At 59.3% G+C, this 20657-nt stretch carries 17 protein-coding genes and 1 tRNA gene; 13 read left to right on the forward strand and 5 right to left on the reverse strand.

The genetic code is table 11. The annotated features are described in order from the left end of the window. Positions 1–16: 16 nt before the first annotated feature. From apaG to ACEN83_RS27720, 7 genes are all read left to right on the forward strand, one after another. Positions 17–397, forward strand: coding sequence for a Co2+/Mg2+ efflux facilitator ApaG/CorD (gene apaG / locus ACEN83_RS27690; RefSeq protein WP_007980214.1), 381 nt, complete (start codon positions 17–19; stop codon positions 395–397). Continuing rightward, entirely contained in the window at positions 397–1278 is an 882-nt protein-coding gene (locus ACEN83_RS27695) for a symmetrical bis(5'-nucleosyl)-tetraphosphatase (protein ID WP_116582249.1), read from the forward strand. The genes apaG and ACEN83_RS27695 overlap by 1 nt, the downstream gene beginning before the upstream one ends. Positions 1279–1311: 33 nt before the next feature. Further along, positions 1312–1641: a thiosulfate sulfurtransferase GlpE gene (gene glpE / locus ACEN83_RS27700; protein WP_116582250.1), complete on the forward strand. Its 330-nt coding sequence runs from the start codon at positions 1312–1314 to the stop codon at positions 1639–1641. A gap of 297 nt (positions 1642–1938) precedes the next feature. Then, positions 1939–3861 (forward strand): PrkA family serine protein kinase, encoded by a 1923-nt coding sequence (locus tag ACEN83_RS27705; protein WP_007980217.1) that lies wholly within the window; start codon positions 1939–1941, stop codon positions 3859–3861. 137 nt (positions 3862–3998) lie between these two features. Beyond that, entirely contained in the window at positions 3999–5270 is a 1272-nt protein-coding gene (locus tag ACEN83_RS27710) for a YeaH/YhbH family protein (protein ID WP_007980218.1), read from the forward strand. Further along, positions 5267–6829 (forward strand): SpoVR family protein, encoded by a 1563-nt coding sequence (locus ACEN83_RS27715; protein WP_007980219.1) that lies wholly within the window; start codon positions 5267–5269, stop codon positions 6827–6829. The genes ACEN83_RS27710 and ACEN83_RS27715 overlap by 4 nt, the downstream gene beginning before the upstream one ends. Before the next feature lie 63 nt (positions 6830–6892). Then, positions 6893–8116, forward strand: a complete 1224-nt coding sequence (locus ACEN83_RS27720) for a multifunctional CCA addition/repair protein (protein ID WP_495578903.1) — start codon at positions 6893–6895, stop codon at positions 8114–8116. Positions 8117–8202: 86 nt separating this feature from the next. Here ACEN83_RS27720 and folK read toward each other — a convergent pair whose 3' ends face one another. Both folK and folB read right to left on the reverse strand, forming a co-directional pair. Continuing rightward, positions 8203–8721, reverse strand: a complete 519-nt coding sequence (gene folK / locus ACEN83_RS27725) for a 2-amino-4-hydroxy-6-hydroxymethyldihydropteridine diphosphokinase (RefSeq protein ID WP_429391702.1) — start codon at positions 8719–8721, stop codon at positions 8203–8205. Continuing rightward, on the reverse strand, positions 8712–9068 hold the full coding sequence (gene folB / locus ACEN83_RS27730) for a dihydroneopterin aldolase (protein ID WP_007980224.1): 357 nt from the start codon (positions 9066–9068) through the stop codon (positions 8712–8714). Before folB ends, folK begins: the two co-directional genes overlap by 10 nt. A gap of 74 nt (positions 9069–9142) precedes the next feature. Here folB and plsY point away from each other — a divergent pair, with 74 nt between their 5' ends. After that, positions 9143–9712 carry a glycerol-3-phosphate 1-O-acyltransferase PlsY gene (gene plsY, locus ACEN83_RS27735; protein ID WP_007993197.1) on the forward strand — a complete coding sequence of 190 codons (570 nt, stop codon included), beginning with the start codon at positions 9143–9145 and terminating at the stop codon, positions 9710–9712. Positions 9713–9735: 23 nt separating this feature from the next. On the opposite strand, the gene tsaD is transcribed toward plsY, so the two are convergent. Next, on the reverse strand, positions 9736–10761 hold the full coding sequence (gene tsaD, locus ACEN83_RS27740; RefSeq protein ID WP_116582253.1) for a tRNA (adenosine(37)-N6)-threonylcarbamoyltransferase complex transferase subunit TsaD: 1026 nt from the start codon (positions 10759–10761) through the stop codon (positions 9736–9738). A gap of 199 nt (positions 10762–10960) precedes the next feature. On the opposite strand from tsaD, the gene rpsU reads away from it, so the two are divergent. The 5 genes from rpsU (at position 10961) to ACEN83_RS27765 (ending at position 19501) form a co-directional block, all read left to right on the forward strand. Beyond that, the gene (gene rpsU, locus ACEN83_RS27745; RefSeq protein WP_002551877.1) at positions 10961–11176 is read left to right on the forward strand and encodes a 30S ribosomal protein S21; all 216 of its coding nucleotides are present in this window, start codon (positions 10961–10963) and stop codon (positions 11174–11176) included. A gap of 480 nt (positions 11177–11656) precedes the next feature. Beyond that, positions 11657–13624, forward strand: a complete 1968-nt coding sequence (gene dnaG, locus ACEN83_RS27750; RefSeq protein ID WP_495578904.1) for a DNA primase — start codon at positions 11657–11659, stop codon at positions 13622–13624. Between the two features lie 67 nt (positions 13625–13691). Next, positions 13692–15539: an RNA polymerase sigma factor RpoD gene (gene rpoD, locus ACEN83_RS27755; RefSeq protein WP_007980239.1), complete on the forward strand. Its 1848-nt coding sequence runs from the start codon at positions 13692–13694 to the stop codon at positions 15537–15539. A 123-nt stretch (positions 15540–15662) separates the two neighbouring features. Then, a complete protein-coding gene (locus ACEN83_RS27760; RefSeq protein WP_495578905.1) occupies positions 15663–19409 on the forward strand; it encodes an EAL domain-containing protein in 3747 nt (1248 codons plus the stop codon). A gap of 15 nt (positions 19410–19424) precedes the next feature. Then, a tRNA-Ile gene (locus tag ACEN83_RS27765) sits at positions 19425–19501 on the forward strand. Positions 19502–19575: 74 nt separating this feature from the next. Here ACEN83_RS27765 and ACEN83_RS27770 read toward each other — a convergent pair. After that, positions 19576–19881, reverse strand: a complete 306-nt coding sequence (locus tag ACEN83_RS27770) for an XRE family transcriptional regulator (protein ID WP_008051594.1) — start codon at positions 19879–19881, stop codon at positions 19576–19578. Beyond that, complete coding sequence (locus ACEN83_RS27775; RefSeq protein WP_495578906.1) at positions 19874–20239, reverse strand: type II toxin-antitoxin system RelE/ParE family toxin; 366 nt, start codon at positions 20237–20239, stop codon at positions 19874–19876. Before ACEN83_RS27775 ends, ACEN83_RS27770 begins: the two co-directional genes overlap by 8 nt. Positions 20240–20657: the final 418 nt, after the last annotated feature.

The following is a 20657-nucleotide window of genomic DNA, read 5'->3' on the forward strand; positions in this document are numbered from 1 at the left end:
TTTTAAGGCCCCTTGCATGTCCGATCCTCGTTATCAGGTCGACGTCAGCGTCGTCACCCGCTATCTGGCAGAACAATCGCAACCCGAGCACGACCGCTTTGCCTTCGCGTACACCATTACCGTGCAAAACAATGGCGAAATGCCCGCCAAACTGCTTTCACGGCACTGGGTCATCACCGATGGTGACGGGCATGTCGAAGAAGTCCGCGGCGCAGGCGTGGTCGGCCAGCAACCGCTGATCGACCCCGGCAAGAGCCACACCTACAGCAGTGGCACGGTGATGACCACCAAGGTCGGCACCATGCAAGGTACCTATCAGATGCTTTCCGACGACGGCAAACATTTCGATGCCATCATCGCACCCTTCCGCCTGGCGGTGCCGGGAGCCCTGCACTGATGGCAACCTACGCTGTCGGCGACCTGCAAGGCTGCCTTCAGGCCTTGCAATGCCTGCTCAAACAAGTGGCTTTCGACCCTCAACGCGATCGCCTGTGGCTGGTGGGCGACCTGGTCAACCGCGGCCCACAGTCGCTGGAAACCCTGCGCTTCCTCTATAGCATCCGCGAATCGCTGGTGTGCGTGCTCGGCAACCACGACCTGCACCTGCTGGCGGCCGGGCGCAACATCGAACGCCTGAAGAAGGCCGATACCCTGCACGAGATCATTGAAGCGCCGGATAGCGCGGAACTGCTCGAATGGCTGCGCCAGCAAAAGCTCATGCACTACGACGAACAGCGCAACATGGCACTGGTCCATGCCGGCATTCCACCCCAGTGGTCGCTGCGCAAAGCCTTGAAGTGTGCCGCCGAAGTCGAGACCGCCTTGCGTGACGACAACCTGCTGCCACCCTACCTCGATGGCATGTACGGCAACGATCCGGCGAAATGGGACAATGACCTCAAGGGCGTGACGCGCCTGCGGGTGATCACAAACTATTTCACCCGCATGCGTTTTTGCACCGCCGAAGGCAAACTCGACCTCAAGAGCAAGGAAGGCCTCGATACCGCACCACCCGGCTACAAACCCTGGTTCCAACACAAGGAGCGCAAGACCAGGGGCCTGAAGATCATCTTCGGTCACTGGGCAGCACTGGAAGGCAATATCAATGAGCCTGGCATCTCGGCCCTCGACACCGGTTGCGTCTGGGGCGGCGCCCTGACCCTGATGAACGTCGACAGCTTTGAGCGCCTGTCCTGCAAATGCGACGAACACGGCCATGCCGTACCGCCAGTCGCCTCATCCATTCCCCAAACATCGCCAGCCAGCGCACCGCGCTAGACTGCCCATTCTGCCGAGCCACAGGAGCCCGCCATGAGCGAATTCAAACGTATCCCCCCGGAACAGGCCCAGGCCCTGCGCGAGCAAGGCGCGGTGGTGGTCGATGTCCGCGACCCGGCCACTTTTGCCGCCCTGCATATCGCAGGCTCGAAGCATCTGGACAATCATTCCCTGCACGCTTTCATCCAGGGCGCCGACCTCGACGCGCCGACCGTGGTGGTCTGTTATCACGGCAATTCCAGCCAGGGTGCGGCCGCCTACCTGATCAGCCAGGGCTTCTCCGACGTCTACAGCATGGATGGCGGATTCGAGTTGTGGCGTACGACCTATCCGACGGAAACGGCGCAAGGCACTGCCGAATAATTTTTTTGTAACCTTGCAGGCCCCGGCTCCCGCGGGCTAGCGCGGTGGCAGACGAACGGTCTGCCACAACTAATTACGTATCTCGCCTTTACCTCTCGAATTCCCAACTATCCTTAAGCCCAGGCCATCCAAAACAGGGGAGAGCCGGTACACCGGCGCACGGGTCATCGGGAGTAGCTTTCGGAGTCGTCAGCTCCGGGAGAGTTCTGGGGGGTAAACAGCAATCGCCTGTTCGGTTGCTGCCAGCATCGACTGAGTGATCCGGCGTCGGCTCCACGTATCGAGCGAGGTGACGTCATGAGTATCTTTAGCCACTTCCAACAACGCTTCGAGTCCACACGCCAGGAAGAACTCTCACTGCAAGAGTATCTTGAGCTGTGCAAAAAAGACCGCAGCGCCTACGTTTCCGCCGCCGAGCGTCTACTGCTGGCCATCGGTGAACCGGAACTGCTCGACACCTCGACCAACTCGAGGCTTTCGCGCATCTTCTCCAACAAGGTCATCCGCCGCTATCCGGCCTTTGAAGACTTCCACGGGATGGAAGAATGCATCGACCAGATCGTGTCGTATTTCCGCCACGCCGCTCAGGGCCTGGAAGAGAAGAAACAGATCCTGTACCTGCTCGGCCCTGTCGGTGGCGGTAAATCGTCCCTGGCCGAGAAGCTCAAGCAACTGATGGAAAAAGTGCCCTTCTACGCAATCAAGGGCTCGCCGGTTTTCGAGTCGCCCCTGGGTCTGTTCAACTCCACTGAAGATGGAGCGATCCTCGAGGAAGACTTCGGCATTCCACGGCGCTACCTCAACACCATCATGTCGCCATGGGCGACCAAGCGCCTGGCCGAATTCGGTGGCGACATCAGCCAGTTCCGCGTGGTGAAACTCTACCCGTCGATCCTCAACCAGATCGCCGTGGCCAAGACCGAGCCTGGTGACGAAAACAACCAGGACATTTCGGCACTGGTGGGCAAGGTCGATATCCGCAAACTGGAGGAGTTCCCACAAAACGACGCCGACGCCTACAGCTATTCGGGCGCCCTCTGCCGGGCCAACCAGGGCCTGATGGAATTCGTCGAAATGTTCAAGGCACCGATCAAGGTGCTGCACCCGTTGCTGACCGCCACCCAGGAAGGCAACTACAACAGTACCGAAGGCCTTGGTGCGATTCCGTTCACCGGGATCCTGCTGGCGCACTCCAACGAATCGGAGTGGCACACCTTCCGCAACAACAAGAACAACGAAGCCTTCATCGACCGGATCTACATCGTCAAAGTGCCGTACTGCCTGCGGGTCAGTGACGAAGTGAAGATCTACGACAAGTTGCTGTTCAACAGTTCGCTGGCCAAGGCGCATTGCGCGCCGGACACCCTGAAGATGCTGGCCCAGTTCACCGTGCTCTCACGCCTCAAAGAGCCGGAAAACTCCAACATCTATTCGAAGATGCGCGTGTACGACGGCGAGAACCTCAAGGACACCGATCCGAAAGCCAAGTCGATCCAGGAGTACCGTGACAACGCCGGTGTCGACGAAGGCATGAACGGTCTGTCGACCCGCTTCGCGTTCAAGATCCTGTCGAAGGTGTTCAACTTCGATCCGCACGAAATTGCCGCCAACCCGGTACATCTGCTCTATGTGCTGGAACAACAGATCGAACAGGAACAGTTCCAGGCCGAGACCCGCGAACGCTATCTGCGCTTCCTCAAGGAGTACCTGGCACCGCGCTACATCGAATTCATCGGCAAGGAGATCCAGACTGCCTACCTCGAATCCTACAGCGAGTACGGCCAGAACATTTTCGATCGCTACGTGCTGTACGCCGACTTCTGGATCCAGGACCAGGAATACCGCGACCCGGAAACCGGCGAAATCCTCAACCGCGTAGCCCTGAACGAAGAACTGGAGAAAATCGAAAAACCGGCCGGCATCAGCAATCCGAAGGATTTCCGCAACGAAATCGTCAACTTCGTCCTGCGTGCCCGGGCCAACAACAACGGCAAGAACCCGACCTGGCTCAGCTACGAAAAACTGCGGGTGGTCATCGAGAAGAAAATGTTCTCCAACACCGAGGACCTGCTACCGGTCATCAGCTTCAACGCCAAGGCCAGCAAGGAGGACCAGCAAAAACACAACGACTTCGTCACACGGATGGTCGAGCGGGGCTACACCGACAAACAGGTACGACTGCTGTCCGAGTGGTACCTGCGGGTCAGAAAATCACAGTAAGGCAGCTGCAAGCGGCAAGCTACAAGCCTCAAGCACACCGTACGAGCGCTTGAGGCTGTTGGTGGCTCCTGTTTGCTTTGAAAGCTTCGAGCTTGTAGCTTGAAGCTTGTAACTTGTAGCTGCCCGGAGGGCTCCCTATGAGCTATGTGATCGACCGACGTCTCAATGGCAAGAACAAGAGCACGGTGAACCGCCAGCGGTTTCTGCGGCGCTACCGTGATCACATTAAAAAGGCTGTCGAAGAGGCGGTCAGCCGGCGCTCCATTACCGATATGGAACACGGCGAACAAATCAGCATTCCCGGCCGCGACATCGACGAGCCGGTGCTTCACCACGGTCGCGGTGGCAAGCAGACGGTCGTGCACCCGGGCAACAAGGAGTTCACCAGTGGCGAACATATCGCCCGCCCACCGGGAGGCGGTGGTGGCCGAGGCCCCGGCAAGGCTGGCAATTCCGGTGAAGGGATGGACGAATTCGTCTTCCAGATCACCCAGGAAGAGTTCCTCGAATTCATGTTCGAGGATCTGGAACTGCCCAACCTGGTCAAACGCAACCTGACCGGCACCGACACCTTCAAGACCGTGCGGGCCGGGATCAGCAACGAGGGCAACCCGTCGCGGATCAACATCATCCGCACCCTGCGCTCAGCCCACGCCCGACGCATCGCCCTGTCCGGCAGCAGCCGGGCAAAACTGCGCGAAGCCAAGGAAGAACTTCTGCGACTCAAGCAGGAAGAACCGGACAACTTCGGTGATATTCAGGAAATCGAAGCTGAAATCGAAAAACTCAGCGCGCGCATTCACCGCGTGCCGTTTCTCGACACGTTCGACCTCAAGTACAACCTGCTCATAAAGCAACCCAACCCCAGCTCCAAGGCCGTGATGTTCTGCCTGATGGACGTGTCCGGCTCGATGACCCAGGCGACCAAGGACATCGCCAAACGCTTCTTTATCCTGCTGTACCTGTTTCTCAAACGTAACTACGACAAGATCGACGTCGTGTTCATTCGCCACCACACCAGTGCCCGCGAAGTGGACGAAGAAGAGTTTTTCTACTCCCGGGAAACCGGCGGCACCATCGTCTCCAGCGCCCTGAAACTGATGCAGGAGATCATGGCCGAGCGCTACCCGAGCAACGAGTGGAACATCTACGCCGCCCAGGCCTCCGATGGCGACAACTGGAACGACGACTCCCCGATCTGCCGCGACATCCTGATCAACCAGATCATGCCATTCGTGCAGTACTACACTTACGTTGAGATCACCCCGCGCGAACACCAGGCCCTTTGGTTCGAATACGAGCGCATCGCCGAAGCCTTTTCCGACACGTTTGCCCAGCAACAACTGGTCTCGGCCGGGGATATCTATCCGGTCTTCCGTGAACTCTTCCAGCGCAGGTTAGTGACATGACCGCCAAAGAGCAGAAGCGCCAACCCATTTCCACCGGCTCCGAATGGACGTTCGAGCTGATCCAGGCCTACGACCGCGAAATCAGCCGCATTGCGGCGGGTTACGCCCTCGATACGTACCCGAACCAGATCGAAGTAATCACCGCCGAGCAGATGATGGATGCCTACGCCTCCGTCGGCATGCCTCTGGGTTATCACCACTGGTCCTACGGCAAGCACTTCCTCAGCACTGAAAAATCCTACACTCGCGGCCAGATGGGTCTGGCGTACGAGATCGTGATCAACTCAGACCCGTGCATCGCCTACCTGATGGAAGAAAACACCATCTGCATGCAGGCGCTGGTGGTGGCCCATGCCTGCTACGGGCACAACAGCTTTTTCAAAGGCAATTACCTGTTCCGCACCTGGACTGATGCCAGCTCGATCATCGATTACCTGGTGTTTGCCAAGCAGTACATCATGCAATGCGAGGAGCGCCACGGCATCGACGCAGTCGAGGACCTGCTCGACTCCTGCCATGCGCTGATGAACTATGGCGTCGACCGCTACAAACGCCCCTATCCGATTTCCGCGGAAGAAGAGCGCCGCCGGCAAAAGGACCGGGAGGAGCATTTGCAGAAACAGATCAACGATCTGTGGCGCACCATTCCCAAAGGCGCGGACAAGTACAGCGACAAGGACAACGCGCGCTTCCCCGCCGAACCTCAGGAAAACATCCTGTACTTCATCGAAAAACACGCGCCACTGCTGGAGCCATGGCAGCGGGAAATCGTGCGCATCGTGCGCAAGATCGCCCAGTATTTTTATCCACAGCGTCAGACCCAGGTGATGAACGAAGGTTGGGCCACCTTCTGGCACTACACCCTGATGAACGATCTGTACGACGAGGGCCTGGTCACCGACGGCTTCATGATGGAGTTCCTGACGTCCCACACCAGCGTGGTGTTCCAGCCTGGCTTCGACAGCCCCTACTACAGCGGCATCAACCCTTACGCCCTGGGGTTTGCCATGTACCGTGACATCCGTCGCATGTGCGAAGAACCCACGGAAGAAGATCGCCGCTGGTTCCCTGACATCGCCGGTACCGACTGGCTGGCAGCCATCAAGTTCGCCATGAGCAGCTTCAAGGATGAGAGCTTCATCCTGCAGTACCTGTCGCCCAAGGTGATTCGCGACCTGAAGCTGTTCAGCATTCTCGATGACGACCAGAAGGACGACCTGCTGGTGCCCGCCATTCACGACGAAGGTGGCTACCGCATCATCCGCGAAACCTTGGCCGCACAGTACAACCTGGGCAATCGCGAGCCCAACGTGCAGATCTACAGCATCGACCGGCGTGGCGACCGTTCCCTGACCCTGCGTCACCAGCAACACGACCGCAAACCGCTGGGCGACTCGACCGAAGAAGTGCTCAAACACCTGCACCGTCTCTGGGGTTTCGACATTCATCTGGAAACCCTGCAAGGGGACACCGTGATGAAAACCCACCATGTGCCGCCCCGAAACGAGCACAGTGAAGGTGATTACGGTCGACTGGACCTGGCTGTCATCCATCTTTGATCCGCTTTGTGCCTCCGAAAGCTCGATGCAAGGGTTATCCTGTCGAGCTAACGGAGGTTTTTTATGCGTATTTATAAAGTCGGCGGCGCGGTACGTGATCGCCTGCTGGGTATACCGGTCACCGATATCGACTGGGTCGTGGTCGGCGCCACCACCGAAGAAATGCTCGCCAAGGGCTTTCGCCCGGTGGGTGCGGATTTCCCGGTGTTCCTTCATCCAAAAAGCGGCGAGGAATACGCCCTCGCCCGCACCGAGCGCAAAAGCGGGCGCGGTTACGGCGGATTCACGTTTCACGCCAGCCCTGAAGTCACCCTCGAAGAAGACCTGATCCGTCGCGACCTGACCATCAACGCCATGGCCGAAGACGATCAACAGAACCTGACCGACCCCTACCACGGCCAGCGCGATCTCGAAGCGCGCCTGCTGCGCCACGTTTCCCCGGCGTTTGCCGAGGATCCACTCAGGGTCCTGCGCGTTGCCCGCTTTGCCGCGCGATATGCCGCGCTGGGCTTTACCGTCGCCCCGCAAACCCTGGAACTGATGCGTCAACTCAGCGAGTCAGGTGAGCTTGAGGCGCTGACGCCCGAGCGCAGCTGGAAGGAAATCTCCCGCGCCCTGATGGAAGATCAGCCACAGGTGTTTATCGAAGTGTTGCGCGCATGCGGCGCACTCAAGGTGCTGATGCCGGAAGTCGACGCACTGTTCGGCGTCCCGCAGCCCCCGGCCCATCACCCGGAAATCGATACCGGCGCACATATCCTGAGCGTGTTGCAGCAAGCAGCACTGCACAAACAGCCGCTGACCGTGCGCTGGGCCTGCCTGCTGCACGACCTGGGCAAGGGCCTGACGCCAGAGGAGGAGTGGCCGCGACACATTGCCCACGAGTTCAAAGGCCTGAAGCTGATCAAAGCGGTCAACGAACGCGTCAAGGCGCCGAGAGACTGCCAGGAACTGGCAATGCTGGTGGGCGAGTACCACACCCACGGGCATCGCGCCCTTGAGCTGAAGCCATCGACATTGCTGGAACTGTTGCAAAGCTTCGACGTTTACCGTCGGCCACAGCGGTTCGAGGAGTTCATCGCGGCATGCGAGATGGATGCGCGCGGACGCGAAGGGCTGGAGCAGAGAAGTTATCCACAGGCGGATTATCTGCGTGGGGCGGCGACTGCGGCACGCAGTATTGCGGTGCAGCCGCTGCTGGAGAAGGGTTTCAAGGGACCAGAGTTGGGCGAGGCGATCAAGCGTGAGCGGCTCAAGGCGCTGAAGGCCTACAAAGACAATGCCTGAAGAGCAAAAGATCGCAGCCTTCGGCAGCTCCTACAGGGTGCACATCAATCCTCTGTAGGAGCTGCCGAAGGCTGCGATCTTTTGCCTTACAACAAATTCGAAGGGGTCAGCTGTTCGCCGCGCCACTCGAATGCCACCGGCGCCAAGACCTGATCGATCTGAGCCTCCCCCCACAAAGTCGCAAAACTTTTGCCTACACCTGGATGCACTCTGTCTGGCGCGATCAGCGACAACGGCCACAGAACGAACGCATTTTTCAGGATTTCTGCCCGCGGCAAGATCAGGCCATCGAAGTTGCCCACTAGGTCGCCGAACAACAACACGTCGATATCCAGCGGCAAACCTCGGCGATCCGGTGCGTAACGACCGTTATCCGCCTCGATGAACTTCAGGCGACGATCAAGCTCCATCAGCGGCAGATCGGTATACGCCGATACCACGAAATTGAAGAACGGACCGCTCTTGATACCCACCGGCTGGCTTTCGAACACTGCCGAACAGCGGATATCGACAAGGAACGCCGCCAATGCATCGAGCCCCGCCCGCAAATGGGTTTCACGCTCGATATTGCTACCGAGCCCGAGGTACACCTGAGTCAGCGACATCCGCGCTCGATCTCCACGCCCACACCACCGGTGGCAGCCGGGACCGCGCCGGGCTTGGTCAACTTCAGACGCACCCAGGTGATCTTGAATTCGCTCATCAGCACTTCAACCAGACGCTCGGCAAAGGTCTCGACCAGTTGGTATTGCGCCTGCTCGGCAAACGCCTGGATGCGCGAAGAAACACTGGCGTAGTCGAGCGCCAGGGTCAGGTCATCACCGGCTGCGGCCGGGCGATTGTCCCAGGCGAAGCTCAGGTCAAGACGCAAGCACTGTCGGATGCCTCGCTCCCAGTCGTAGGCACCAATCACCGTGTCGACTTCCAGGCCCTCGATAAACACTCTGTCCAAGCACTTCTCTCCGCTACACGACAAGGGCGCAATGCGCCGTTAGAATCAGGGCTTCCTCGCCCGGAATAGTTAGCATGTTTTGGTTATTGGCGATCCTCGCCTACCTGCTCGGCTCTCTGTCCTTTGCCATTTTGCTCAGCCGCCTGACCGGTAACCCCGATCCGCGAATGAGTGGCTCGGGCAATGCCGGCGCCACCAACATGTTGCGCCTGGCCGGCAAGAAACTCGCCATCCTGACCCTGCTCGGCGACCTTTGCAAAGGCCTGCTGCCGGTACTGATAGCGCGCCTTGCGGGCCTTTCGCAGCAGGAGCAAGCCTGGATCGGCGTCTATGCCGTCATCGGCCACCTGTTTCCGCTGTACTTCCGCTTTCGCGGCGGCAAGGGTGTCGCCACCGCTGCCGGCATGTTGCTGGGGCTGTACCCGCCCGCCGCCCTTCTGGCGGTCTGCGCCTGGCTCCTGACGTTCTACCTGACCCGCACCAGCTCCCTGGCCGCCCTGATCGCCACGCCGCTGACCCTGCCTTTGCTGGCCTGGCAAGAACCGGCGGCCCTGCTGCCCATGAGCACGCTCACCGGGCTGATCGTCTGGCGCCACCGCGGCAATCTACGCGACCTGTTTGCCGGGCGCGAACGGCATTTCTAGCGGCCGGACATGAACGCCGCTCATCACAACGCCGACAACTGCTCCATCGGCCAGCGTGCCTGCACGCTGATCGCCAGGCTTTCCTGCTGACCGGCCTGCAAGCGCTGGCAACCGGCAAAGGCGATCATCGCACCGTTATCGGTACAGAACTGCGGACGGGCATAAAACACATCGCCCTTCATATCGCCGAGCATTTTCTCCAGAGAAACGCGCAACGCCTTGTTGGCACTGACGCCCCCGGCGATCACCAGGCGCTTCATGCCGGCGGCTTTAAGGGCACGCTTGCACTTGATGGTCAAAGTCTCCACCACGGCCTGCTGGAACGCCAGTGCGATGTCGCATTGGGCTTGCTCGCCGTCGTCCCCGGCACTGACGCACTGCTGCCAGGTATTCAACGCAAAGGTTTTCAGGCCACTGAAGCTGAAATCCAGACCCGGGCGGTCGCACATCGGACGCGGGAAGACAAAACGCCCTGCAACACCCTGCTCTGCTAGGCGAGCGATCTCCGGTCCTCCCGGATAATTGAGGCCCATCATCTTGGCCGTCTTGTCGAAAGCTTCGCCGGCCGCATCATCCAGGGTCTCGCCCAAGAGCGTGTACTGACCAATTCCGTCGACCTGAACCAGCTGCGTATGACCACCGGAGACCAACAAAGCGACGAACGGGAATTCCGGCGGTTGCGACTCCAGCATCGGTGCCAGCAAGTGGCCTTCCATGTGGTGTACGCCGAGGGCCGGAATGCCCCAGGCAAAGGCCAGCGCCTGGGCGCAGGAAGCCCCCACCAGCAAGGCACCGACCAGGCCAGGACCCGCGGTATAGGCGATGGCGTCGATCTCGGTCGGCACGCAGTCGGCCTCGGCCAACACCTGACGAATCAAGGGCAGCATGCGCTTGACGTGATCGCGCGAGGCCAGCTCCGGCACCACGCCACCATAGGCGCGGTGCAGGTCGATCTGACTGAAAAGCGCATCGGCCAACAGCCCGCGTTCACTGTCATATAATGCGACGCCGGTTTCGTCGCAGGAGGTTTCTAATCCCAGTACTAGCATGGGTTTGCGCCTTGTTTAGGCTGAATTCGAAGGCGCGCATAATAGTCGTCGCGGGATGCCCCGACCAGCGGTTTTCGATCAGAGGCTTTGCATTCCGAGCGATGAGGGGTTAACATCCGCAACCCTTAAAAACCGACGTCTTCAAGTGCTCTTTTGCCGCGAGGATGTTGACCCCGGTAATGAATGAAGGTAGCTCTGGATGCCAGCCGTCAAAGTAAAAGAGAACGAACCCTTCGACGTAGCTCTGCGTCGTTTCAAGCGCTCCTGCGAAAAAGCCGGTGTACTGGCTGAAGTTCGTAGCCGCGAATTTTACGAGAAGCCAACTTCTGAGCGTAAGCGCAAAGCAGCTGCTGCTGTTAAGCGTCACGCCAAGAAAGTTCAGCGCGAACAGCGCCGCGCCGTTCGTCTGTACTAATACACAGACGACCGTAGCAAGCTTCTGCCAAGCCCGGCCTTCAGCCGGGCTTATGGCATTTGCGTAAAACGCTTGATGCTTCACTGTCGAAGCCGCAGACGCGACCGAGACAAATCTGCTTCACCGCGTCAGACCTGGCTCTTTTGCCAGCGGTGCACGTCTTTTCTGACGAGCCTTTCAAGGCTACTGACGAGCACACCCACTGATTCCTCTCACGACGATCAGCCCAAGGCACCTGCTTGCGTGCCGAATGATGAGCTATCCGAGGCCCGTGAATGGCCGCAGCGGATTCAGCGCAACACATTCAAACAGTCGAATACTGATTGGCATTAACGTCAGTGGATTTTCGGCAGATACACTTCCCGACAGCGATTACGCAGACGACACTGGTCGAGCCGCACACTTTGCGCGCTTCAATCAATGCCCGCGTTCGGTCGCCGTACGTTTCGGGCTCCTTTCAGCGCAGATGACGAGAACGCCATGGCCGGGCTAATTCCCCAGAGCTTCATTGACGACCTTCTGAACCGCACCGACATCGTCGACGTGGTCAGCTCGCGCCTGCAATTGAAAAAGGCCGGCAAGAACCACACTGCCTGCTGCCCGTTCCACAAGGAAAAGACCCCCTCGTTCAGCGTCAGTCCCGACAAGCAGTTCTATTACTGCTTCGGCTGCGGCGCTGGCGGCAACGCCCTCGGCTTCATCATGGACCACGACAACCTGGATTTCGTCCAGGCAGTCGAAGAACTGGCCAAAGCCGCCGGCATGGAAATCCCCCGCGAAGAAAGCGGCCGCCCGCACAAGCCGCGGCAGCCGACCGATTCGCCACTGTATCCGCTGCTCAGCGCCGCCGCGGACTTTTATCGTCAGGCCTTGAAAAGCCATCCATCGCGCAAGGCCGCCGTGGACTACTTGAAAGGTCGCGGGCTGACCGGCGAAATCGCCCGGGACTTCGGCCTGGGCTTTGCACCGCCTGGCTGGGACAACCTGTTCAAGCACTTGAGCAGCGATAACCTGCAACAAAAAGCCATGATCGATGCCGGCCTGCTGATCGAAAACGCCGAAAGCGGCAAACGTTACGACCGCTTCCGCGACCGCGTGATGTTCCCGATCCGCGACAGCCGCGGGCGTGTCATTGCCTTTGGCGGCCGGGTATTGGGCGACGACAAGCCGAAGTACCTCAACTCCCCGGAAACCCCGGTGTTCCATAAGGGCCAGGAACTCTACGGCCTGTACGAAGCGCGCAAGACCAACCGCAACCTCGACGAGATCATCGTCGTCGAGGGCTACATGGACGTCATCGCCCTGGCCCAGCAAGGCCTGCGCAATGCCGTCGCGACCCTGGGTACCGCCACCAGCGAAGAGCACCTCAAGCGGCTGTTTCGCGTCGTGCCCAGCGTGCTGTTCTGCTTCGACGGCGATCAGGCCGGTCGCAATGCGGCCTGGCGGGCACTGGAGGCGACACTTTCGAGCTTGCAGGACGGTCGTCGTGCACGTTTTCTGTTCCTGCCCGAGGGCGAGGACCCGGACACCCTGGTCCGCTCCGAAGGCACCGACGCCTTCCGCGCACGGATCAACCAGCATGCACAACCTCTGGCCGACTACTTCTTCCAGCAATTGACGGAAGAAGCCGACCCGCGCTCGCTCGAGGGCAAGGCCCACATGGCCACCCTCGCCGCACCGCTGATCGACAAAGTCCCGGGCGCCAACCTGCGCACCCTGATGCGTCAGCGCCTGAGCGAAATCACCGGTCTGAGCGGCGAAGCGGTGAGCCAGCTGGCACAAAGCGCCCCGCAGGAAGCACCGCCGGCCTATGACCCCGGCATCGATTACGACGCGATGCCCGACTACAGCGACTATCATCAGCCGCAGGCACAGGACATGTATGTGCCGCAGCAGGAATGGACGCCAAAGAAACCCGGTGCAGGAGGCAAGAAATGGGACAAGAAACCGTGGGACAAGAATGGCAAACGAGGCGGTGATCGCGATCAACCCCGCGCGCCACGAGTGCCCGCCGCCGTAGAACCGCCGACCCTCGCCGCCTTGCGCACGCTGCTGCATCACCCGCAACTGGCCGAGAAAGTCGAGGATGCCGGGCACTTCGCCGCCGAGGATCACACCAACACACAATTGCTGGTGGCGCTGCTCGAAGCCGTGCAGAAGAATCCCAAGCTAAACTCAATTCAGTTGATTGCCCGCTGGCACGGCACAGAGCAGGGCCGCTTGCTCAAGGCCTTGGCGGAAAAGGAATGGCTGATTGATGGAGACAACCTTGAACAACAGTTTTTCGACACCATTACTAGCTTGTCAGCCCGCCAACGCGAGCGAAACCTGGAACAACTTCTTCGAAAAGCACGTCAAAGTGAATTGAGCACCGAAGAGAAAAACCAACTGCGCGACCTTTTAAGTCGCAATGTTTCCGCATCAAACCCGACCTCAACTGGCGCGTGAGGTCATAGCTCAGGTATAATCCTCGGCTTGTTTTTTGCCCGCCAAGACCTTCAGTGGATAGGGTGTTATGTCCGGAAAAGCGCAACAGCAGTCTCGTATCAAAGAGTTGATCACACTTGGTCGTGAGCAGGGCTACCTGACTTACGCGGAGGTCAACGACCACCTGCCGGAGGATATTTCAGATCCGGAACAGGTGGAAGACATCATCCGCATGATCAATGACATGGGGATCAACGTATTCGAGGTTGCGCCAGATAAGGATTCCCTTATGCTGGCCGACGCCGATACCGACGAAGCCGCAGCCGAAGAGGCCGCTGCAGCGTTGGCTGCGGTCGAGACCGACATTGGTCGCACTACCGACCCGGTGCGCATGTACATGCGCGAAATGGGTACGGTGGAGCTCCTCACGCGTGAAGGCGAAATTGAAATCGCCAAGCGTATTGAAGAGGGCATCCGTGAGGTGATGAGCGCCATCGCGCACTTCCCTGGCACGGTTGATCATATTCTCTCCGAGTACACCCGCGTCACCACCGAAGGTGGCCGCCTGTCCGACGTCCTGAGCGGTTATATCGACCCGGACGACGGCATCGCGCCGCCTGCGGCAGAAGTGCCGCCACCGATTGACGCGAAAGCCGTCAAGGCGGATGACGACACCGACGACGAAGACGGTGAAGCCTCGGATGACGAGGAAGAAGCCGAAAGCGGTCCGGATCCGATCATCGCCGCCCAGCGTTTTGGCGCTGTGGCCGATCAGATGGAAATCACCCGCAAGGCGCTGAAAAAGCACGGTCGTCACAACAAGGCAGCGATTGCCGAGTTGCTGGCCCTGGCCGACCTGTTCATGCCGATCAAACTGGTACCGAAGCAATTCGAAGCCCTGGTCGAGCGTGTTCGCAGTGCCCTGGATCGCCTGCGTCAGCAAGAGCGTGCAATCATGCAGCTCTGCGTTCGTGATGCGCGCATGCCGCGTGCCGACTTCCTGCGCCAGTTCCCGGGCAACGAAGTCGACGAAAGCTGGAGTGACGCCCTGGCCAAAGGCAAAAGCAAATACGCTGAAGCCATTGGTCGTCTGCAGCCGGACATTGTCCGTTGCCAGCAGAAGCTGACCGCGCTGGAAACCGAAACCGGTTTGACCATCGCCGAGATCAAGGACATCAACCGTCGCATGTCGATCGGTGAGGCCAAGGCCCGCCGCGCGAAGAAAGAGATGGTTGAAGCCAACTTGCGTCTGGTGATCTCGATCGCCAAGAAGTACACCAACCGTGGCCTGCAATTCCTCGATCTGATCCAGGAAGGCAACATCGGCTTGATGAAAGCGGTAGACAAGTTCGAATACCGTCGCGGCTACAAATTCTCGACTTATGCCACCTGGTGGATCCGTCAGGCGATCACTCGCTCGATCGCCGACCAGGCCCGCACCATCCGTATTCCGGTGCACATGATCGAGACGATCAACAAGCTCAACCGCATTTCCCGGCAGATGTTGCAGGAAATGGGTCGCGAACCGACCCCGGAAGAGCTGGGCGAACGCATGGAAATGCCTGAGGACAAGATCCGCAAGGTATTGAAGATCGCTAAAGAGCCGATCTCCATGGAAACGCCGATCGGTGATGACGAAGACTCCCATCTGGGTGACTTCATCGAAGACTCGACCATGCAGTCGCCAATCGATGTTGCAACCGTTGAGAGCCTGAAAGAAGCGACTCGCGAAGTGCTGTCCGGCCTCACTGCCCGTGAAGCCAAGGTACTGCGCATGCGTTTCGGTATCGACATGAATACCGACCACACCCTCGAAGAGGTTGGTAAGCAGTTTGACGTGACCCGTGAGCGGATTCGTCAGATCGAAGCCAAGGCGTTGCGCAAGCTGCGCCACCCGACGAGAAGCGAGCATCTACGCTCCTTCCTCGACGAGTAATCACAAAACCCCCGGCCCAGGCCGGGGGTTTTGTTTTATGGCAGATTAATATCTCCACACCTCCCCTCCGCCCTATAGCCCGTCTACACTCGAAACATTCCCCAGAGCCATAACGAGACCGTTATGCCCAGACTGCCGACCGTGCTTTTTTTGCTGTCGCTCATGACCTGGACCGCAACGGCTGGCGCGCTGACTCTAACTGAGGATGAACGTAGCTGGCTGGCGGCTCACCCGGACTTGCGCCTGGGTGTCGATGCATCGTGGCCGCCCTTCGAGTTTCGCGACGATGAGGGCCGCTACCAGGGCCTTGCCGCGGATTACATCGAGGTTATTCGCCAAAGGCTGAAAACCCGGCTCACGCCTATCGAGCCGGTGAGCTGGACCGCCGTCCTGGAACAAGCCAAAAAGAGCAAAATCGACCTGCTGCCGGGCATCATGTCGACCCCTGAACGCCAGAAATACCTGTCGTTCACCCGCCCCTATCTGGATTTTCCGATCGTCATCCTGGCCCATGTCAGGGGCGCCCAGCCACACAACCTGCAAGACCTGTATGGCCTGAAAATCGCCGTGGTGGAAAACTACGCCCCCCACGAACTGCTGCGCACCCACAATCCCGACCTGAACCTGGTGGCGATGCCCAATGTCAGTTCGACGTTACAGGCGCTGGCCACCGGTGCAGTGGATGCGGTGGTGGGCGATCTGGCGTCCAGCGTCTGGAGCTTGCGTCAGCTCAAGCTCGACGGGCTGTATGTCAGCGGTGAAACCCCCTATCGCTATCAACTGGCCATGGCCGTACCCCGCGACAACGCAATCCTCGTCGGCATTCTCGACAAAGTCCTGGCGGATATGAGCCCCGCCGAAATCAGCGCCATTCAGGAGCATTGGGTCGGCAACGTCATTGATCATCGAACTTTCTGGAATGACCTGCTGGTGTATGGCCTGCCCGGGTTGCTGCTGCTGACCCTGGTGCTGGCGGCGGTTATTCGCATCAACCGCCGCTTGAGTTCGGAAATCGCCCGCCGGGTCGATCTTGAACAGGAACTGCGCAGCAGCGAGTACCACTATCGCGGCCTGGTAGAGAGCCTGTCGGCCATCGCCTGGGAGGCAAGGGTCACCGACTACACCTACAGCTATGTATCGCCCCACGCCGAAGATCTTCTTGGCTATCCCCTCTCCCATTGGCTGATTCCGGGCTTCTGGCGCAACATCATTCACCCCGCCGACCTGATTCGTGCCCAGACTTTCTGCGATCACGAAGTGCTGGCCGGACGCGATCACCGCCTCGATTACCGGGTGATTACCGCCGACGGGCGCTGCCTGTGGGTGCGCGACATCGTCAGCCTGATCGAGCATGGGCATGAGCCAGTGATGCGCGGGTTGATGATCGACATCACCGACGCCAAGCGCACCGAAGAAGCGCTGCGCCTGTCGGAACAGAAATTCGCTTCCGTGTTCCAGCAATGCCCTGACATTCTGGTGATCGCCCGCCTGAGCGACGGTTGCCTGCTGGAGGTCAACGAAGCGTTCGAAGAACAGATCGGCCTCAAGGCCGAGGACGTCATTGGACTGACCGCCACCGACCTGAACATCTGGGGGATTCCCGGCGTTGGTCCGGGTCTGTTGCAACGCTTGCAGGCCGGCAGCATCCGCAACCTGGAAATGCCCTTTCGTCGCAGCAACGGCCAGGTGTTCACCGGGCTGATCTCCGCCGAACCGTTCGACCTCGACATGACACCGGCGCTGGTGGTCGTGGTGCGGGACATCACCCAGCTCAAGGAAACCCAGCAACAACTGCAAACGTCCGAAGAGAAGTTCGCCAAGGCTTTCCATGCGTCCCCCGACGGCCTGCTGCTGTCGCGGCAAAGTGACGGCTTGCTGATCGAGGTCAACGAGGGTTTCAGTCGCATCACCGGATTCAACAGCGCCATGTCGGTGGATCGCTCGGTGCTGGACCTGGGGATCTGGGTCAATCTCAATGAACGCAAACAAATGCTCGACCTGCTGCATCGGGACGGTTTTGTCCGCGACTTCAGTTGCCATATCCGCCGCAGCGACGGGCAGATCCGCCTCTGTGAAGTGTCCAGCCGTCCGCTGCCGATCGGCGATGACGACTGCATGCTGACCATCGCCCGGGACATCACCGAGCGGCACCTGATGCAGGAAAAACTGCAACAGGCCGCGACCGTGTTCGAAAGCACCGCCGAAGGCGTGTTGATCACCGATACCCAACAGCACATCAGTGCGGTCAACCGTGCTTTCACCGAAATCACCGGTTACAGCGAAAGCGAAGCGCTGGGCCACACGCCACGGCTGCTTGCTTCGGGCTTGCATGACAGCGCGTTCTACGCGGCCATGTGGCATCAATTGACTGCCGAAGGTCATTGGCAGGGCGAGATTTCCAATCGGCGCAAAAATGGCGAGCTGTACCCGAGCTGGCTGACCATCAGCGCCGTGCGCAACCGTGACAAGTTCATCACCCACTTTGTCGCGGTATTCGCCGACATCTCCAGCCTCAAGCATGCCCAGGCCAAGCTCGACTACCAGGCGCACCACGACCCGCTGACCGGCCTGCCGAACCGCACGCTGTTCGAAAACCGCTTGCTGATGGCACTCAACAACCAGCAGGAGAACGGCGGCCAGGGCGCCGTGCTGTTCCTTGACCTTGACCGCTTCAAGCACATCAACGACAGCCTCGGCCACCCGGTGGGCGACCTGCTGCTCAAGGGCATTGCCGTACGTCTCAAGGAGCAGTTGCGGGACATCGATACCGTGGCACGCCTGGGTGGTGACGAGTTCATTATCCTGCTGCCGGGCCTGCAACAATCCAGTGATGCCGACAACATCGCCACCAAATTGCTCAATTGTTTCGCCGCGCCGTTCCAGGCCGGCGAACACGAGTTTTTCATCAGCTCCAGCATCGGCACCAGCCTCTATCCCAAGGATGGCTGTGACGTTGCCACGCTGATCAAAAACGCCGACGCGGCGATGTACCGCTCCAAGGCCAAGGGCCGCAACCGCGTCGAAAGCTACACCCGCGACCTCACCGCCCAGGCCAGCGAGCGCGTGGCGCTGGAGCACGAACTGCGTCGCGCCATCGAGCGCAACGAATTGCACCTGTGCTACCAACCGAAAATCAGCCTCGACGACTACAGCCTGGTCGGCGCCGAAGCCCTGATCCGCTGGCGCCACCCGACCTTTGGCGACGTGCCGCGAGAACACTTCATCCCGCTGGCTGAAGAAAACGGCATGATCCTGCAAATCGGTGACTGGGTCCTGGAAACCGCCTGCCGGCAGATGGCCGAATGGCACCGCCTGTACGAAAGCCCCGGCCCGCTGTCGGTCAACCTTGCCGGCGCCCAATTGCGCCAGCCCAACCTGCTGGGCCGCATTGAACAGTTACTCAAGGACAACGGCCTCAACCCCGGATTCCTGCAACTGGAAATCACCGAAAACTTCATCATGAGCCAGGCCGAAGAAGCGCTGGCGGTGCTGCATCAACTCAAACATCTGGGCGTGCAACTGGCCATCGATGACTTCGGCACCGGCTACTCGTCCCTGAGCTACCTCAAGCGCCTGCCGCTGGACATCCTCAAGATCGACCAGTCCTTCGTCCGCGGCCTGCCGGACGACCCCCACGATGCGGCGATCGTACGCGCCATCATCGCCCTCGGGCGCAGCATGCAATTCACCGTGATTGCCGAAGGCGTCGAGACCCAGGCGCAACAGCAATTCCTCGCCGCCGAGGGCTGCGAACAGATCCAGGGCTACATCGTCAGCCTGCCTTTGCCCCCCGACGAATTCGCCGCGAGGTTTCTTCGTACAACCGTAATGGCTTTTTCGGATAGCACAGCCGCGAAACCGTCGCTATAATCCGCGACCTACTGAGGGCCTATAGCTCAGTTGGTTAGAGCAGAGGACTCATAATCCTTTGGTCCACGGTTCAAGTCCGTGTGGGCCCACCAAACAAGAAAGCCGCGCATTGCGCGGCTTTTGCGTGTCTGGATAGACCAAAACAGTAGAGCCATTTTTTAATCGTTCAGTTGGCAAAGTTCTCGATCTTTACCTGGCCCTCGGGGAAAGTGGCGATGATTTCCAGCTCGCCCCCCATGGCGCGGATGTAGTTGCGCAACGTACTGATGTACATGTCCGTTCGCCGCTCCATCTTGGAGATCGCCGCCTGGTTGACATGCAGTGTCCTGGCCAGTGTGTCCTGACTCAACGCTTGCGCCTGGCGCAACTCGTGCAGCGGCATTTGAGCTCGTAGCTTCTGATGCAAGGCCTCGACACGCGCTTGAGACTCTGGAGAGCGACGCGCCACCAAATCAGCAAATTTTTTAGCCATTGTCATAGCCCTCGTTCATCAATGTTTCCAAGTGCTCGTCGTAGAGACGCTCGGCCAGTGGCACGTGTTCCGCATACCAACGCTCCTGGCCGGTTTTATCACCGCCAATCAGCAGGATCGCGCTGCGCCGTGGATCAAACGCGTACAGCACACGGTACGGCCTGCCAGCATGCTGTACCCTTAACTCACGCAGGTTGCCATGCCGTGAACCCTTGATATCGCTGGTATGTGGAAAACCCAAGTGTGGACCATCCTCGCCCAGCAACATCACCGTGGCCTGAACCGAGTCCTGTTCGGCCTCGTTCAGGCGATCCCACCAGGCCTCAAATTCATCCGTGTATTCGACGTCCCATTTCATACAAATATGCCACCAAAGGAATATAATCTCAAAGGAATAAATGTATGAGCTTCAGCGGTGCCCAACCACCCCGATTCCCCTGTCAATTGTTAACGACGGTTACTGGCGGGGGGTTGCCGTTTCGCCAATTGATTCAGTGCCCTCATGACAACGCGGGCACCAGGCGTTTGGCTCGACGACTCAAAGGATGCACCGGCCTGGAAAGTCGCTCGTCGCGCCAGTCTTCGTTTACTGAGGGTGTCGAAATATCGGATGACGCCTTAGGACCTTGTAGGCAAACTCCGAATCTTTCTGTTGGGCACTTTGCCGCCTTGTTGTGCTTTTCTTCGACGGGATAGTCTCCGGACGTCGCTAACCATTCAGCGATCGGGCTTGGAAACCCGTCTAGTCAAGTCAAGCGCAACAGCCCCATCACGAC

The organism is Pseudomonas sp. Pseusp49 (genome assembly GCF_059491875.1).

What these genes read in the sequence shown, in the direction of transcription:
- apaG (WP_007980214.1), top strand. Translation starts at nt 17, where the DNA reads ATGTCCGATCCTCGTTATCAGGTCGACGTCAGCGTCGTCACCCGCTAT.
- ACEN83_RS27695 (WP_116582249.1), top strand. Translation starts at nt 397, where the DNA reads ATGGCAACCTACGCTGTCGGCGACCTGCAAGGCTGCCTTCAGGCCTTG.
- glpE (WP_116582250.1), top strand. Translation starts at nt 1,312, where the DNA reads ATGAGCGAATTCAAACGTATCCCCCCGGAACAGGCCCAGGCCCTGCGC.
- ACEN83_RS27705 (WP_007980217.1), top strand. Translation starts at nt 1,939, where the DNA reads ATGAGTATCTTTAGCCACTTCCAACAACGCTTCGAGTCCACACGCCAG.
- ACEN83_RS27710 (WP_007980218.1), top strand. Translation starts at nt 3,999, where the DNA reads ATGAGCTATGTGATCGACCGACGTCTCAATGGCAAGAACAAGAGCACG.
- ACEN83_RS27715 (WP_007980219.1), top strand. Translation starts at nt 5,267, where the DNA reads ATGACCGCCAAAGAGCAGAAGCGCCAACCCATTTCCACCGGCTCCGAA.
- ACEN83_RS27720 (WP_495578903.1), top strand. Translation starts at nt 6,893, where the DNA reads ATGCGTATTTATAAAGTCGGCGGCGCGGTACGTGATCGCCTGCTGGGT.
- folK (WP_429391702.1), bottom strand. Translation starts at nt 8,721, where the DNA reads ATGTCGCTGACTCAGGTGTACCTCGGGCTCGGTAGCAATATCGAGCGT.
- plsY (WP_007993197.1), top strand. Translation starts at nt 9,143, where the DNA reads ATGTTTTGGTTATTGGCGATCCTCGCCTACCTGCTCGGCTCTCTGTCC.
- tsaD (WP_116582253.1), bottom strand. Translation starts at nt 10,761, where the DNA reads ATGCTAGTACTGGGATTAGAAACCTCCTGCGACGAAACCGGCGTCGCA.
- rpsU (WP_002551877.1), top strand. Translation starts at nt 10,961, where the DNA reads ATGCCAGCCGTCAAAGTAAAAGAGAACGAACCCTTCGACGTAGCTCTG.
- dnaG (WP_495578904.1), top strand. Translation starts at nt 11,657, where the DNA reads ATGGCCGGGCTAATTCCCCAGAGCTTCATTGACGACCTTCTGAACCGC.
- rpoD (WP_007980239.1), top strand. Translation starts at nt 13,692, where the DNA reads ATGTCCGGAAAAGCGCAACAGCAGTCTCGTATCAAAGAGTTGATCACA.
- ACEN83_RS27760 (WP_495578905.1), top strand. Translation starts at nt 15,663, where the DNA reads ATGCCCAGACTGCCGACCGTGCTTTTTTTGCTGTCGCTCATGACCTGG.
- ACEN83_RS27770 (WP_008051594.1), bottom strand. Translation starts at nt 19,881, where the DNA reads ATGGCTAAAAAATTTGCTGATTTGGTGGCGCGTCGCTCTCCAGAGTCT.
- ACEN83_RS27775 (WP_495578906.1), bottom strand. Translation starts at nt 20,239, where the DNA reads ATGAAATGGGACGTCGAATACACGGATGAATTTGAGGCCTGGTGGGAT.